This window comes from Caballeronia fortuita, from assembly GCF_001544835.2.
Lineage (GTDB): Bacteria > Pseudomonadota > Gammaproteobacteria > Burkholderiales > Burkholderiaceae > Caballeronia > Caballeronia fortuita.
Window position 1 is genome coordinate 122,025 of the sequence record NZ_FCNX02000007.1, and the last position, 14,504, is coordinate 136,528.

9 protein-coding genes are annotated in these 14,504 nt (G+C 65.2%); all 9 read right to left on the minus strand.

Annotated features, from left to right (window positions below; genetic code table 11):
* Window positions 1-25: 25 nt before the first annotated feature.
* Window positions 26-4,075 carry a glycosyltransferase gene (locus tag AWB77_RS15065; protein WP_082852664.1) on the minus strand — a complete coding sequence of 1,350 codons (4,050 nt, stop codon included), beginning with the start codon at window positions 4,073-4,075 and terminating at the stop codon, window positions 26-28.
* Between the two features lie 15 nt (window positions 4,076-4,090).
* Window positions 4,091-5,554 (minus strand): ABC transporter ATP-binding protein, encoded by a 1,464-nt coding sequence (locus AWB77_RS15070; RefSeq protein ID WP_061135253.1) that lies wholly within the window; start codon window positions 5,552-5,554, stop codon window positions 4,091-4,093.
* Between the two features lie 87 nt (window positions 5,555-5,641).
* Entirely contained in the window at window positions 5,642-8,089 is a 2,448-nt protein-coding gene (locus AWB77_RS15075) for a glycosyltransferase (protein ID WP_061135254.1), read from the minus strand.
* 70 nt (window positions 8,090-8,159) lie between these two features.
* Window positions 8,160-8,948, minus strand: a complete 789-nt coding sequence (locus AWB77_RS15080) for an ABC transporter permease (RefSeq protein WP_061135255.1) — start codon at window positions 8,946-8,948, stop codon at window positions 8,160-8,162.
* 147 nt (window positions 8,949-9,095) lie between these two features.
* The gene (locus AWB77_RS15085) at window positions 9,096-11,252 is read right to left on the minus strand and encodes a glycosyltransferase family 2 protein (RefSeq protein ID WP_082852665.1); all 2,157 of its coding nucleotides are present in this window, start codon (window positions 11,250-11,252) and stop codon (window positions 9,096-9,098) included.
* Window positions 11,253-11,291: 39 nt separating this feature from the next.
* Window positions 11,292-12,197, minus strand: coding sequence for a glycosyltransferase family 2 protein (locus tag AWB77_RS15090; RefSeq protein ID WP_061135463.1), 906 nt, complete (start codon window positions 12,195-12,197; stop codon window positions 11,292-11,294).
* Complete coding sequence (gene rfbD / locus AWB77_RS15095) at window positions 12,179-13,069, minus strand: dTDP-4-dehydrorhamnose reductase (protein ID WP_061135256.1); 891 nt, start codon at window positions 13,067-13,069, stop codon at window positions 12,179-12,181. Before rfbD ends, AWB77_RS15090 begins: the two co-directional genes overlap by 19 nt.
* Window positions 13,066-13,617, minus strand: a complete 552-nt coding sequence (gene rfbC, locus AWB77_RS15100) for a dTDP-4-dehydrorhamnose 3,5-epimerase (protein WP_061135257.1) — start codon at window positions 13,615-13,617, stop codon at window positions 13,066-13,068. The genes rfbD and rfbC overlap by 4 nt, the downstream gene beginning before the upstream one ends.
* Window positions 13,602-14,495 (minus strand): glucose-1-phosphate thymidylyltransferase RfbA, encoded by an 894-nt coding sequence (gene rfbA / locus AWB77_RS15105; protein WP_061135258.1) that lies wholly within the window; start codon window positions 14,493-14,495, stop codon window positions 13,602-13,604. Before rfbA ends, rfbC begins: the two co-directional genes overlap by 16 nt.
* Window positions 14,496-14,504: the final 9 nt, after the last annotated feature.

A 14,504-nucleotide genomic window follows, 5' to 3' on the forward strand; every position in this document is an offset into this window, starting at 1 on the left:
TGGAGATCCGGCGGCACGCAGCGCGCTAGTCGGTCGAAACATGGCGGCTCTGTCGCTGCGGCCGGTACGACGCGTAACGTATCGGGGTAGCGGACTTGCGGTACAGCAAAGCCTTGAAAACCTCCACGTGCCTTTCGTAGGCCTGCGCGGGCGTCATCGACGTGAACGAGCGTTGCAGCGCATCGCGCGCCGTACGCAACGGCCGGTCCGCGTGCGCGACGAGCGCCGCCGCCAGTTGATCGCGCACGGCGTGCAGCGTGTCTTCACGGGCGATCGCTTCGTAGAACTGCGGGCCGTCGAGGCTCGCCCAATCCGTGCGATAGGCGTCGATCACCGTGCTCGCTTCGTCGATGAGCTGCTCGCGCGCCCCGCCGACATCCGTCGCGATGACCGGCGCATGACGCTGCACCGCTTCCGATATCGCGAGGCTCCAGCCCTCGGTGAACGACGGCATGACGACGGCGCGCGCCAGATCGACGAAACGATGCACGTCCGGGCGATAGCCGGGCATCAGCACGGCATCGCGCAAACCATGCTGCGCGATCTTCTCGCGCAGGCGCTCGGCATAGCCCGCGTCCGCGTGCTTGCCGAGTATGACGAGGCGGATGTCGGGACGCGCCGCGTGCGCGATGGCGAACGCCTCGATCAGCAAGCCCTGTCCCTTGACCGGATTGATCGACGCGACATTGACGAACACCGGACTGTCCTGCGGCAGGCCGAGTTCGGCGCGCAGGCCGGCATCGCGCTCGGGCGCGGCGAGCGGCACCATGCCCGCGGCGTCGCAGCCGTTCGGAATCACGAGCATGCGCGCGGTCGCGAGGCGCAGGTTCGTATCAGCGAACATGGCGACGTTGGCCGACACGCAGATGTAGCAATCCGTGATCTCGTCGGCGTGGCGCCACTTCCGCTTGTTCGGCTCGTCGAGCCATTGGTACATGTTGTGGACCGTCTGCACGAACGGAATGCCGAGCGACGCGCAGACGTCCGCGAGCGTCAGCGAATAGTGCGCATTGACGAGCGCAACCTCGCGCTCTTTCAGGAGCCGGCGCAGCGCGTCGGGCTCGGACGGCAGGCGCACGTACGCGAAGCGGCGCTCCTTGAGTTCTGCTTCGGCTTCCGGCGCGATGTCGCCGGTCACGCCGAGCATCGGCTGGAATCCTGCGGCGGCGAGCGTGTCGATCAAATCGAACACGACGCGCTCCAGGCCGCCGACCATGAAGCTGTCCACCTGCAGCAGCACGACGGGCGCGCCCTGCAGATCGGCTGCGAACGGCGGCACGGCAAGCGTCGCCCCGTCGCTGCCCGCGCGGGCGAAGCGGCGCGCGGCATCGAGGGCGGCGCCATCGGCGCGGGCGACCATCGGATGCAGCAACGCGAGCCGCTCGTAGACGCGCGGACCGAGCGCGATGCACAGGTCGACCTTGTCGTAGACCTCGTTGCGCAGCGCGTAGGCGTCGTCGGTGTCGTCGAAAAGCGCGACGATCCGGCGAGTTTCATCGCGCGGCAACGCCTTCAGTTCCGACGCGGCCACGATCACGAGACGGGCATCGGCCTCGCTCGACGCGTGCGCGCCGGCTGCTTGTGCGCCCAGTTGCGCCGCCGCGCGCTCCGTGCAGCGCCAGGGCTGCGCGTCGAGATCGAAGCGGGCGAGCCACGGCGCGACGATGTCGTCGATCGAAAGCGGCGCGCCGGGCGTGCGCGGGATCGCGGGGGCGTCGACGTTCGAAGCGGACGGCGCGGACGGCGCGGCGGGCGTCCCCGCGCCGCCGTTCAACACACGCCGGATTGCATTCCAGATGTTCAAGGTAATTCCCAATTGGTGTCGATTGCGCGTGCCGCTGGCGACGATATTAGCGCCAGCCGATCCCGGCGCGGGCGCGGCCGGATTGCCGCCCAGCGTTCGGACGAGTTCCACGAGCCTCGCCCGCTCCCGTTCGTGTTCGGCGACCGCATGGCCGAGCTGGTCGCGGTCGCGGCCGATCTCGCCGACCATCGACGTGAGCCGCTGCCTGTCCGCGTTGAGTTCGCCGATGACGCCTTCGAGGCGCTGACGTTCGGCGATACTCTCCGCAATGATCGATTCGAGGCGCAGGCGCTCGGCTTCGCGCTCGTCCGCGACCGCTTCGAGGCGTGCCTCGTTGTCGGCGAGCACGGCGTAACCCGCCGTCAACGCGTTCAGCCGCGTGTTCTTCTCGTCGATGATGCGTTCGAAGAAACCGCGATGCTCCTGCCAGACGAAGCCGGGCCGCGCGTCGGCATCGTCGAGGAAATTCAGCAGATAAGCGCAGCGCGCGCCGCCTTCCGCGAGTTGCGAGACTTCCGGCAGACCGAAACTGAGCGGCTTCTCGATGTTGCCGATGACATTGAGCCAGTCGCCCGACAACAGGCGGCGCACCGTGCCGACACCCTGCTTCAGCCGTTCGCGGGCCGCTTGCCGGTCGCCGCGCAAGAGCGCGAACGTTGCGGCGAGATCGAGCGCGGCCACGACCTTGGTGCCGAGCAGCGGACTGAACGGCATCGGGTCCATCGCCGCGCAGCGCAGCGCCCAGTCTTCCGCGGCCGCAAAATCGCCGAGCCGTTGCGCGAGCCGCGCGGCGACGAAGGCGAGCGACACTTTCCATCGCAATTGATGCGCCGAGTCGCCGGCCATGTCGACATACTCGCGGATCTCGCCGAGACACGCGCGGACCTCCCGCTCCGGCCTCGCGCCGCCGAGCACGCGATAGGCGTGCCCGCACAGCGCCGCGCCGAAATCCGCGCTGCCGCGCGGCGCGCTCGCCATTACCTGCGCGTTGAGCGCGTCGAGCGCATCGTCGTTCGTGAGACGCATGCCGATCGCGATCATGCTCTTGAAGAGCCACGGATTGTTCATCGCGCGGTGGTCGGCAAGCACGTTGAAAGCGGGTGTGTCGACGGTTTCGAACGTCGTCTCGACGTACTGCGCCGCCTCGCCCGCGAGCGGATCGCGCATCGCGACGAGAATGAGCGTGCCCGCGATATCCGCCGGCTCGTCGATGCGCGTCTCGGACCACGTGCGCCCCGCGTCGCCGTCCGGCAACGCCGCCGACATGAACGCGCGCTCCGCGAGCAGGCCCGCCGCCTCCGCGCCGCACGCTCGATGCAGCCAGGCGCGCGGCGACAGGCCGCCTTCGTGCGCCCGCGCCGCGGCCTGCTCGCGCGATATGCCGACGATCACGCGCCCGCCAGGACGCACACGGCCGATCTCCGCGCGGAGCACGTCGGCGGGAAACGCCTGCGAATCGAGCGCGATCAGCACATCGAGCGAAGCTGCTTCATCGGAACGGGAAGCGGCATCCGCGAAGAACGACACGCGCGGGTCCGCGCCATAGCGCGTGCGCGCGTAAGCGAGGCTCGCCTCGCCAGGCGCGAAACCGGCGACCGCGCGCGCCGCGCTGTTCTGCGCGACGACATGCGCCGCGCTGCCCGCGTTCGAATCGAGCACGAGCACGGTGTCGCCGATGCGCACGAAGGCGCACGCCTCGACCGTGTCGGCGAAGGCGGTCGGCCATGCGGAGTCGTTGTGAGCGAGCATGTCCTGCGGCGGCGCGGTTTCCTGTGCCTGCACGACCGTGCGCGGCAGGCGCTCGAAAAACGCCGACCGGCGCATGGCCGTGCGCGGCAAGGGCTGCGACCACCAGGATGCCTTCGTGCGCGCGTGAAGCCGATACTCGAAACGGTTCACGACGTTCGCGCCCGCGTGCGCCGCGCCGAGCACCGCAATCTGCCTGAACGGCTGCGCGAGCAGTTCGCCCAATGCGCGATCGCGCGCCGCGCCCGAGAGCGCGACGATCAATCCGTCGAAGCGATCGGCCGATAAACCCGATAAACCCTCGGGCCATGCGCCGTCCTCGTTCAGGCGATGCACGCGTCCCGGCGCGAATTGCGACGCGGCATCGCGCGCTTCGTCTTCGTCACGTGCGAGGCCGTATGCATCGCAACCCGCGTCGAGCAGCACGCGCAGCGCGCCGGGCAATCCGTCGCCGACATACAGCACGCGGCAATGCCCGAAGCAGATCAGGCATTGACGCAGAAAAGCCAACAACTCGTCAGACATAGGTTCGTTCTGTTCTCAGGCGCGAGACGCCTCGGCGCCGGGTTGCGCATTGCTGCCCGCGTCCGATTGCAATTGGGCGCGCATGTGCAGGTCGCACACGCCGCCGAAGAAATGCGTGTCGACGCGCGCGCGGATCATGAAGAACGCGGCTTCGTCGATCCAGTGCAGGATGGCCTGATCGGAGAAATTCATCGACTGCTGATGGATCAGCGACGCCTGCACTTCGTAGAAGTTCTCGCCGAGCGGGCACGCGTCCATCGTGAAAACGACCGCGTGTTCTTCGCCTGCGCGGAACTTGCGGTTCCAGAAGATGAAGCCGTCGCGGCCGGCCGCCATCATTTCGGCGTCCTGGTTGAACGTGCCCCAGGAGTACATCTTGATGCCTTCCTTGTTGCGGATGCGCAGGTTGACGTACAGCTTGTCCATGTCCTCGCGTATCTGGAACTTGACCACCACCTTCACCGTGTCGCCGGTGTAGAAGGTCGCGCACGACTCGTCGTTTTCGTCGAGCACGGTGACGTCGGTGATCATCGCCTCCAGGCTGCCGAACTCGAACTTGCCCTGATCGTGCGGCGCGTCCATCGCCTTCTCGGCCGCGGTGCTGACCGCGGATGCCGCCGACGCCGCGGATGCCGCCGACGTCTCATCGGCCGCGGCGGCTGCGGCTTGCACGGCTTCCGGAGCGGCGATCGCTTTCGTCGCGGCCTTGTGCTCGTCGATCTCGCTTTGCTTCGCGCGATTCTCCTCGTCGTGCAGCAGCTTGCGATAAGCGAGCACGACTTCCGACGATGGTCCCGCGACCGCGAGCCGGCCACGGTCGAGCAGAATGGCGCGATCCGTGAAAGTCCGGACCGATTCGATATCGTGCGAGACGAACAGAATCGCCACGCCGCGATCGCGCAGTTCGCGGATGCGCTGATAGCAGCGCTTCTGGAACAGCGCGTCGCCGACCGCGAGCGCTTCGTCCACGATCAGGACGTCGGGATTCAACTGCACCTGCACGGCGAACGCGACGCGGACCATCATGCCGCTCGAATAGTGCTTCACCGGTTGATCGAAGAACTCGCCGATCGACGCGAAGCGGATGATCTCCGGCATCGCGGCGTCCATCTCGGCACGCGTGAGGCCAAGGATCGAACCGTTCAGATAGGCGTTCTCGCGTCCCGTGAATTCGGGATTGAAGCCGCTGCCCAGTTCGAGCAGCGCCGCGACGCGGCCCTGAACGGTCACCTCGCCTTCCGTCGCCTGCAGCACGCCGGCGATGATCTGCAGCAGCGTCGACTTGCCCGCTCCGTTGCGCCCGACGATGCCGACCGCTTCGCCCTTCTTCACGTCGAACGAGATGTCGCGCAACGGCCAGAACTCGCCGAAGAACTGCTTGCGGCCGCGAAACAGCATTTGCAGAAGGCGATGATGCGGCTTCGCGTACAGTTCGTAGCGCTTGCTCAGATTGCGAACGTGAATAGCTAAATCGTCCAAAGCCGCTCTCTCTTTCGAAACTCCTGCCCTGATTGAAGATAGTGTGCTCGCGGCGCGCGCAGGGCAACGCGCGCCACGGCCGGCGACTCAGGCGAGCGCGTTCACGAGCTGCTGTTCGCCGCTCGTCTTCTGTTGCACGAGACGCTCGCAGATCGTCATGTTGTGACGCGCCATGTCCATTCTTTCCTGCTCGTCCGGAAAATTCCCGGCGGCGAAATCGGACGCCGTCGCGTAACGCATGCCATACGTATTGAAGTCGCCGATGTTCGGTGTATCGACGATCGGCACGATGCCGAACGCGAGATACTCGATCAGCTTCGTCGGGCACGACACGTTGTTCACCACCATGTCGTCGCGCAGGATGAAACCGAAATGGCACTGCTGATAGATGCCGTTGAGTTCGGCGCGCGTCGCGCTCGACACATGAAAATTCGGGTGATGCACGATGTCGGGCGCCGCCGCGCCGCGCATCTGTTCGACGTCCGGCGTATAGAGCCACCAGTCGGCCCGCTCGATGCCTTCGCGCACGACGTTCATCATCGCCGGCACGTTCTGCCATTTCTGCGTGCCGCCCGCGTAGATCACGGTCGGCTTGCCGTTCTTGTAGGCGCGCGATGCCTGGCTGCCTTCGTCGACCGCGAAGATCGGCAGCACGATCACGTTGGCCTTCAGCAATTCGCGGTACTTGTGCGAGAGATAGTTGCCCATCGCTTGCGACACGACGATCACGTTCGACGCATGCTCGACCGCCTGCCGCTCGCAGTCGTCGTGAATGCGCGCCGAATAGAAGTCGTTGTGCATGCGGAATTCTTCGGGCACGACACCGTGGACGTCGAGCACCCATTTGATGCCCGGCACGCGCAAGAGCGCGCGGCCGAACGCGTTGGGCATGCGCAGCACGCTATGGAAATAAGCGCGCCCGAAACGCCACGCGAGCAGGCAGGCGGCGAGCCGCTGCAGGCGCGATTCGGCCGCGACGTTCAACACCCACGCGCTGCGCGCCGCGCGTTCGATGAACGGCTTCGGTCCGCCGCCTTCGCGCACGTCGCAATACACGCGGCGGCGCGCGGGGAACAGCGAATCGATCGCCTTCACGCGCTGGAAGTAGCCGTCGCGCTCGCGCGCCTTCGTCGGATAAGGCGCCACGAACATGATGCCGTTGCCGCCGAAGAAGAGGTCGGCGAACTCGGCCCATCGCGCCATGCGGCTCACTCGCGAACTCGGGAACTCCGCCGCGCGCGCCACGCGCGCGGTCAGGCGGTCCATGAAGCCGCCGGCGGCCTTCGGCTCCGTGGTGGGCATCGCGTTGAGTTGCGCGAGCAGCGCCTTGGTCTCGGAGACGAGCGCGTCGACGTCGCGCTCGAGCCGCTCGAAGCGCGCCTGCAAACGCTGGATGACTTCAGGCGTGGCGGTTTCGCCCTGATCGGCGAGATATTGCCGCACCTCCGACGATATCGATTCGATCACGGGAACCAGCGAGCGCGGCGCAGCCTCTTCGTCCTCGTACTGGCCGAAGACGACCGAGCGCAGATCGCGCTTCTGCACCGAGCGGCGCGTCTCGATCTGATGCAGAAGATGCGTCCGGTAGCTTTCGAGCCCGTCGACGAGCTTGTTCAGCTGCTGCGCATAGAGACGATGCGCTTCGGCATGCAGCGGCGGATGCGCCGGCTGGGCGATCGCGAAGATCGAGTCCTGCTTCCACGCCGTCACCGACAGATAGGTGCGGTCCTGCCACGCGCGGCCGTATTTCTCCTCGAAGCGGCGCCGGTTCTCGGCCGCGAATCCTTGCGCTTCGAGCGCATCGAGCTTGCCGAACGATGCGGAGCCCCAGTGATGGATGTAGACGTCGCGCGCAACGAACATTTTGAAACCGTGCTCCAGCGTGCGCAGGCAGTAGTCGTCGTCTTCATACGCGCCGGGGAAGAAGCGCGTGTCGAGCAATCCGAGCTTCTCGACGACTTGCCGCGTGAACAGCACGCAGTAGTAGCTGAGGAAGTCGCTTTCGACCACGTCGCCGAGCCACGCTTCGCGCCGTTCCTTGGCGAAGCGGTCGAGCGCGGGAAGATCGAGCGCGGCGCTGCCCGCGCCGAGGTTGTTGCGGTCGCCGAGATGGTAGCCGACAGGAATGCCCTGTTCGTTGTTCGACGCGTTCGTGAGCGGGCCGATGGCGTCCTTGTCCGCTTCGATCAGATAGTCGAGCCAGCGATCGGTCACGATGACGTCGCTGTTGAGCAGGCAGATATGCGTGACGGACGGATCGGCGAGGAAATGCTCGATGCCGATGTTATTGCCGCCCGAGAAGCCCAGGTTCTTCTCCTGCTGAAAGTAGACGCCGGAGAGACCGCGGCTCACGGCGTCGTCGAAGGTGCGGCGCGACGCCTCGCGCTGCGCGGGCGTGGAAGCATTGTCGATGACCGCGATCTCGAAAGCGCTGTCGCACGCGGTCCGCAGCAGGCTGTCGAGCGCCAGCGCGAACACCTCCGCCGAGTTGTACGTGACGATGACGATGCCTGTTTTTGCTCTCGTTGTGTTCATTATGATCAACCGACTTCACTCATTGTTTTTTCCCGCCGGCATTCATCGGCGCCGGTTCCGCCTTGCAGGATCACAGGACGTCCGGAAAGCCCTTCTTCGATTTGATGAAAAACCAGTAGCAGACGCGCAGAAACACGAGTGAGGCCGCCATCTGGATCAGATAGCCCGTCCAGTCGGGCCAGGTGCCGAAAAAGAAGACGTGCCGGACGTTTTCGAGGATCGGCGTGAACGGATTCCAGCTCACGAGCGAACGCAGCATGTCGGGCACCATGTCGATCGGATAGAAGATCGGGCTCAGATACATGAGCGCCATCGCGACGGGCGGCACGGCGAGCTTGATGTCGGGCAGATAGACGCCGAGCGACGCCAGCAGATAACTCACGCCGAGCACGGCGAACCAGAACGGCAGCAGCACGACGGGCAACGCGAGCGCCGAAACGGGCGGCAGACCGACGAAGACCAGATGGAACAGCAGCAGCAGGCCATAGCCGATCGCGGCGTTCACGAGCGCCGACAGCGTGATCGCCATCGGCAGGATCTCCAGCGGAAAAACGACCTTCTTGATGAAATTGGGGTTCTCGCGCATCAGCACCGGTGCGCGCAGAAAGCATTCGGAGAAGAATGTATAGGTGATGAGGCCAGCGAAGAGAATCAGCGCAGATTCCTTGCTGCCCGCCGTGCCCGCCGACCAGCGCGCCTTGAACACCACGCTGAAAACGAAGAAGTAGACCACGAGGGTGAGGATGGGCGTGACCAGCATCCAGACCGATCCGAGCGCCGAGCCGCGGAACTTGGTCGCGAGATCACGGCGCACGAAATCCCATAACAGCGCTCGGTGCTGCCAGACTGAAAGTTGCATCGAGAATTCCCTACAGAAGGCCTCGCCGGCGCATGCGAATCGCAAGGGAAACTCTTTTCCCGGCGACCGCGCCACCAGCAGACTGGCCCGAAAAATTAACCGGCCATATTAACACGCACGTCAATCGCGACCGGACCATGCAAAGCGTCACTCGAACTGCCCGACGCGCGGCGGCGACGCCAGCGTGAAGGGCAAGACGTTGGTGTTGAGCGAGAGATTCGGGTTGTATGCCGGATCGTGCTCGAGCCACCCTTCCCATTCCTTTTCCATCCAGCGCACTTCTCCGACGAAGCGCTGATACTTGTCCGCGTCCATGTCGGAGCCGCGCGTCGCCGATTCATGGTGATAAAGCTCGGCGTGCGGCGTCCAGACGTTGCGATAACCCGCCTTCACGAGACGCAGGCAGAAGTCCACGTCGTTGAACGCGACCGCGAGTTCCTCGTTCAGGCCGCCGACTTCTTCGTACACCGACTTCTTCACGACGAGGCAGGCGGCCGTCACCGCCCATAGATTCTGCATGGCCACCGCGCGCCCGAAATAGCCGAACTGCCCGCGCTGCAGCATGTGATGCATGTGTCCGGCGACGCCGCCCAGCCCGATCAGCACGCCGCCGTGCTGCAGCGTATCGTTCGGATACCAGAGGCACGCGCCGACCGCGCCGACGCCGGGCTGCACGGCGATGCCCACCATTTCGTTCAGCCAGTCCGGCGAAATCACTTCGATGTCGTTGTTCAGCAGGCAGACGAACTCGCCCCTTGCTTCGCGCACGGCACGGTTGTTGAGCGCCGAAAAATTGAACGGCGAATCGTCGCGGATCACGCGGATGCCCTTCGTGCGCGTGATCTCGTCGAAATAAGCGAGCGTCTCCGGCTTCACGCTGCCGTTATCGACGACGATGATTTCGTATTCCCGGTACAGCGTCTTGCCGAGCACGCTGTCGATGCATTGCTTCGTGAGCGCGAGTCCGTCGCGCGTCGGAATGATGATGCTGACGAGCGGATGCGTCTTCAGCCCATAACGCACGCGCAACGTGCCGAGCGCTTCGTACGGATGTTCGACGGTCGCGTCGATGCCGTTGCGCTCCAGATGATCTTCGAGCGCGCGCATCGCGGCGACGAGCGCGTAAGGCTTTTCGGAACCGCTGCCGGCCGTGCTGCCCGGCACGATGCGCCAGTGATACAGCACGTGCGGAATGTGCACGACCTGATCGTGGCCCGCGATGTCGACGCAGCGCAACGCCAGATCGTAGTCCTGGCTGCCTTCGTAGCCCCGGCGAAAGCCGCCCGCTTCGCGCACGAGCGCGGTCTCGAACACCCCCAGATGCGAGAACATGTTCTGCGTCAGGAACATCTGCGGGTTCCAGTCGCTCTTGAAATACGGTGTCGTGCGCTGGCCTTTCTCGTTCAGCTTGTCTTCGTCGCTGTAGAACATGCGGCCTTCCGGATGACGGTCGATGTACAGCGCGACGAGCGCGAGCGCATGCGGCGGGATGATGTCGTCGTGATCCAGAAGAACGACGTAATCGCCCGTCGCCAGCGCCAGTGCGCTGTTGCTCGCCTCGGAGATATGGCCGTTGGTCTCGCGAAAGACGAGCTTGATGCGCCTGTCCGACGCGGCCGCTTCGGTGAGCACGTCGCGCACGCGCGCATCGGTGGACGCGTCGTCGGCGATGCAGAGTTCCCAGTCGGTATAAATCTGGTCGCGCACCGACGCGATCATCTCGCGCAGAAAGCGCTCGTCGCTGTTGTACACCGGCACCACGATGGAAAACTTTGGCTGGCGCTCGAGCCTTTCGATGCGCGTCAGCAGCTCGCGGCGCTTCTCGGGCGTGATCGAATCGTAGCGTTCGATCCACTCGTGATAGACCTCGTCGCGCGGCGGGCCGTCCGCGAATCCCGCTCCGCTCTTCAGACGGCGCAGGCGCGCCACCATGCCCGGCATGCCCTCGCGCCCGAGCACCGACTGGTAATACTTCACGGCCGGCACGATTCCGCCGCGCGCCTCGACCTGACGCGACAACGTGGCGGCAGCGAGCCGCAGCGCCTTGACCACGCTCGCCGCCTGGCGCAACGGCGCGCTTAGTTTCCACGATGCCGAGCCGAGCAGCGCCGCACGTTCGATCTCGAGCTGCAACACGCGGTTCCTGAGCGACGACAACTCCCGCGCGTCCGATTGCGCGGCCTTCAGCTTCTTTTCGAGCGCGCCGCAGCGGGCCTGCCAGTCGAACGAAGACGAGCCGTCGCCCGCGCGGACCGGCTCGCGATCGGCGTCGTGTCGAACTGTCGTCTTGTCATCGTGTTGCATCTTCGTCCTTGCCTCCGACAGATTGGTGGTGCGCGCGCGTCAAAGCCTTCCGAGGCGGCCGCGCAGCCCGTCGCGCAGACCGCGCAGCGCCATCGCGACATGCATGCGGCGCGCCGTCGGCATCATCGAATAGATGATGAGCCGGAACGGCAGCTTGACGAGTTCGGTCGATTTCCACGACCACGGCACATACGCCCGTCCGATCAGCGCGATGGCGTTGCGGAACAGATAGTAATGGCGCACCGGGCTGTGCATCGGGTACGTGCGTCCCAGCACGCGCACGGGTTCGCCGCCCAGTTCATGGGCCATCGTGATCCACGGCACGCCGACCAGCCGATACCCCGCGCGCTTCGCCCGGATGCACCATTCGAGATCGACGAAGTCGATGAAGAGATCGTCCTCCATCGGGCCGACCGTGCTCCAGCAATCGAGATTGAGGCACGATCCCGATGTAATCAGGAAGTCGGTGTCCACCGGGCGCTCGCCCTCTGCGGGCACGCGCGCGAGCACGAACGGTCGGAAGCGCACGAACGACGCGACGCCGCCGAGCCGCGGGTCGTCATAGGCGGGCCCGACGATCGCGACTTTCTCGCCGGCCGTGCGCCACTGCGCGAGCAGCGCGGGCAACACCTCGAGATGTTCGAGCGTGGGCTCGCTGTCCTGATCGAACAGCAGCGCGGTCCGGCAGCCCTCGCGCAGCAGCCGTTCGACGCCCTGATTGAGCGCCGTCGCGATGCCGAGATTGTCGCGGTTCGGCAGATAGCGCACGCCGGGATCGAGTCCTTCGACGCGATCGACATCCGGCGTGTTGTCGACGACCACGCAACAGGTGTGCTTCGCCAGACGGTTCGCGCGCTCGATGCACGCCGCGTCCGGGTTGTAAAACACCACGACGGAGCCGGGGCGTTGCGTGGCGCTCCCCGTACTCACAGCCCCCTCATGCAGAGATCGAGCGCGTCGGCCCAATCAGGCGGCTCGATGCCGAATGCGTCGAAGAGCTTGCGCTGCGACATGCGGGAGTTCGCGGGCCGGCTCGCCGGCGTCGGATATGCCGATGCGGGAATCGGCTTCACGGCCGGCTTCTTCGCCAGCGACGACTTCGCGAAGATCGCTTCGGCGAAGCCGTGCCAGGACGTCGAACCCGATGCGCTCAGGTGATAGATGCCGGACTTCTGTTCCCACCAGTCCCGATCGGCGCGCACGCCTTGCGCGAGAACATGCGCCGTCAACGCCGCGATGGTGTTGGCCCAGGTCGGCGCACCGATCTGATCCGCGACGACGCTCAGTTCGTCGCGCTCGGCGCCGAGCCGCAGCATCGTCAGCAGGAAGTTCTTGCCGCGCGCGCCGTACACCCAGCTCGTGCGGAAGATCAGATGATCGCAGCCTGAAGCCGCGATCGCCTGTTCGCCCGCCAGCTTGCTCTTGCCGTAGACGTTTTGCGGATTCACCGCGTCGTCTTCGACGTAAGCGCCGTCCTTCGTGCCGTCGAATACGTAGTCGGTCGAATAGTGGACGAGCGCCGCACCGAGACGCTTCGCCTCCTCGGCGAGCACGCCCGGCGCTTCGCCGTTCGCGCGCATGGCGGCGTCGATGTCGCTTTCCGCCTTGTCGACCGCCGTATAGGCCGCCGGATTGACGATCAGCGACGGCTTCATCTCGCGCACGATCCGCCGGATTGCGTCGGGATTGTCGAGATCGAGCTTGCCGCGATCGAGCGCGATCACCTTGCCGAGCCCCTGCAGGCTGCGCGCAAGTTCAAAGCCGACCTGGCCGTTGACACCGGTCAGCAGCACGGTTCCTTGCGGCGCCGAACTCATGCGAAGGTCTCCGCATCCGCGAGGCGCTTGCCTGCCGCATCCTTCGCGGCGAGCACGGGATCGAAATCGATCGGCCATTCGATGCCGATTTGCGGATCGTTCCAGACGATGCTGCGCTCGTGCGCCTGATACCAGTAATCCGTGGTCTTGTAGAGAAACTGCGCGGACTCCGACAACACGACGAAACCGTGCGCGAATCCCGGCGGCACCCACAACTGCCTATGATTGTCCGCCGACAGGTTCACGCCCACCCACTTGCCGAAATTGCGCGAGCTTTTGCGGATATCGACGGCGACATCGAACACTTCGCCCTCGACCACGCGCACGAGCTTGCCCTGCGCATGCTGAATCTGATAATGCAGCCCGCGCAGCACGCCCTTCGCCGAGCGCGAATGATTGTCCTGCACGAACTCGACGCCGCCTTCCACGTGCTCCGCGAACTCGCGCGCGTTGAAGCTTTCGTAGAAGAAACCGCGCGCGTCGCCGAACACCTTCGGCTCGATGATCTTGACTTCGGGCAGCGCGGTAGCGGTTACTTGGATGGCCATGCGACTTGGTCCTTGGGCAGATTGAGCAGGTATTGTCCGTAGGCGTTCTTCGCGAGCGGCTTCGCGAGCGCGAGCAATTGCTCCTCGCCGATCCAGCGCTTGCGGAACGCGATCTCCTCGGGACACGCCACCACGAGACCCTGGCGCTTTTGCAACGTCGCGATGAACGTGGCCGCTTCGATCAGCGAATCGTGCGTGCCAGTGTCGAGCCACGCATAGCCGCGCCCCATGATCTCGACATTGAGCGTCTTGAGCGACAGATAGCGCGAGTTGACGTCGGTGATTTCGAGTTCGCCGCGCGCGGACGGCTCGATGTCCGCGGCGATGTCGCACACGTGGTTGTCGTAGAAATAGAGGCCCGTCACCGCATAGTTCGAACGCGGCTTCGCGGGTTTCTCCTCGATCGACATCGCACGGAAATCACGATCGAACTCGACCACGCCATAACGCTCGGGATCGTGCACGTGATAGGCGAACACGGTCGCGCCGTCGGTGCGGGCGCTGGCGGCTTCGAGTTGCTTCGCGAGATCGTGGCCGTAGAAGATGTTGTCGCCGAGAATCAGCGCCGACGGCTCATTGCCGACGAAATCCCGCCCGATGATGAACGCCTGCGCGAGACCATCCGGAGACGGCTGCACCGCGTACTGAATGTTCATGCCCCACTGGCTGCCGTCGCCGAGCATCGACTCGAAGCGCGGCGTGTCCTGCGGCGTCGAGATGACGAGCACGTCGCGAATGCCCGCGATCATCAGCGTGGACAGCGGGTAGTAGATCATCGGCTTGTCGTACACGGGCAGCAATTGCTTCGACACCGCGTGCGTGATCGGATAGAGCCGCGTGCCGGAACCGCCGGCGAGAATGATGCCTTTGCGCGCCATGTCAGCCCC

Coding starts and splice junctions, on each gene's coding strand:
- AWB77_RS15065 (WP_082852664.1), bottom strand. CDS start 4,075: ATGTCTGACGAGTTGTTGGCTTTTCTGCGTCAATGCCTGATCTGCTTC.
- AWB77_RS15080 (WP_061135255.1), bottom strand. CDS start 8,948: ATGCAACTTTCAGTCTGGCAGCACCGAGCGCTGTTATGGGATTTCGTG.
- AWB77_RS15085 (WP_082852665.1), bottom strand. CDS start 11,252: ATGCAACACGATGACAAGACGACAGTTCGACACGACGCCGATCGCGAG.
- rfbD (WP_061135256.1), bottom strand. CDS start 13,069: ATGAGTTCGGCGCCGCAAGGAACCGTGCTGCTGACCGGTGTCAACGGC.
- rfbA (WP_061135258.1), bottom strand. CDS start 14,495: ATGGCGCGCAAAGGCATCATTCTCGCCGGCGGTTCCGGCACGCGGCTC.
- AWB77_RS15075 (WP_061135254.1), bottom strand. CDS start 8,089: ATGAACACAACGAGAGCAAAAACAGGCATCGTCATCGTCACGTACAAC.
- rfbC (WP_061135257.1), bottom strand. CDS start 13,617: ATGGCCATCCAAGTAACCGCTACCGCGCTGCCCGAAGTCAAGATCATC.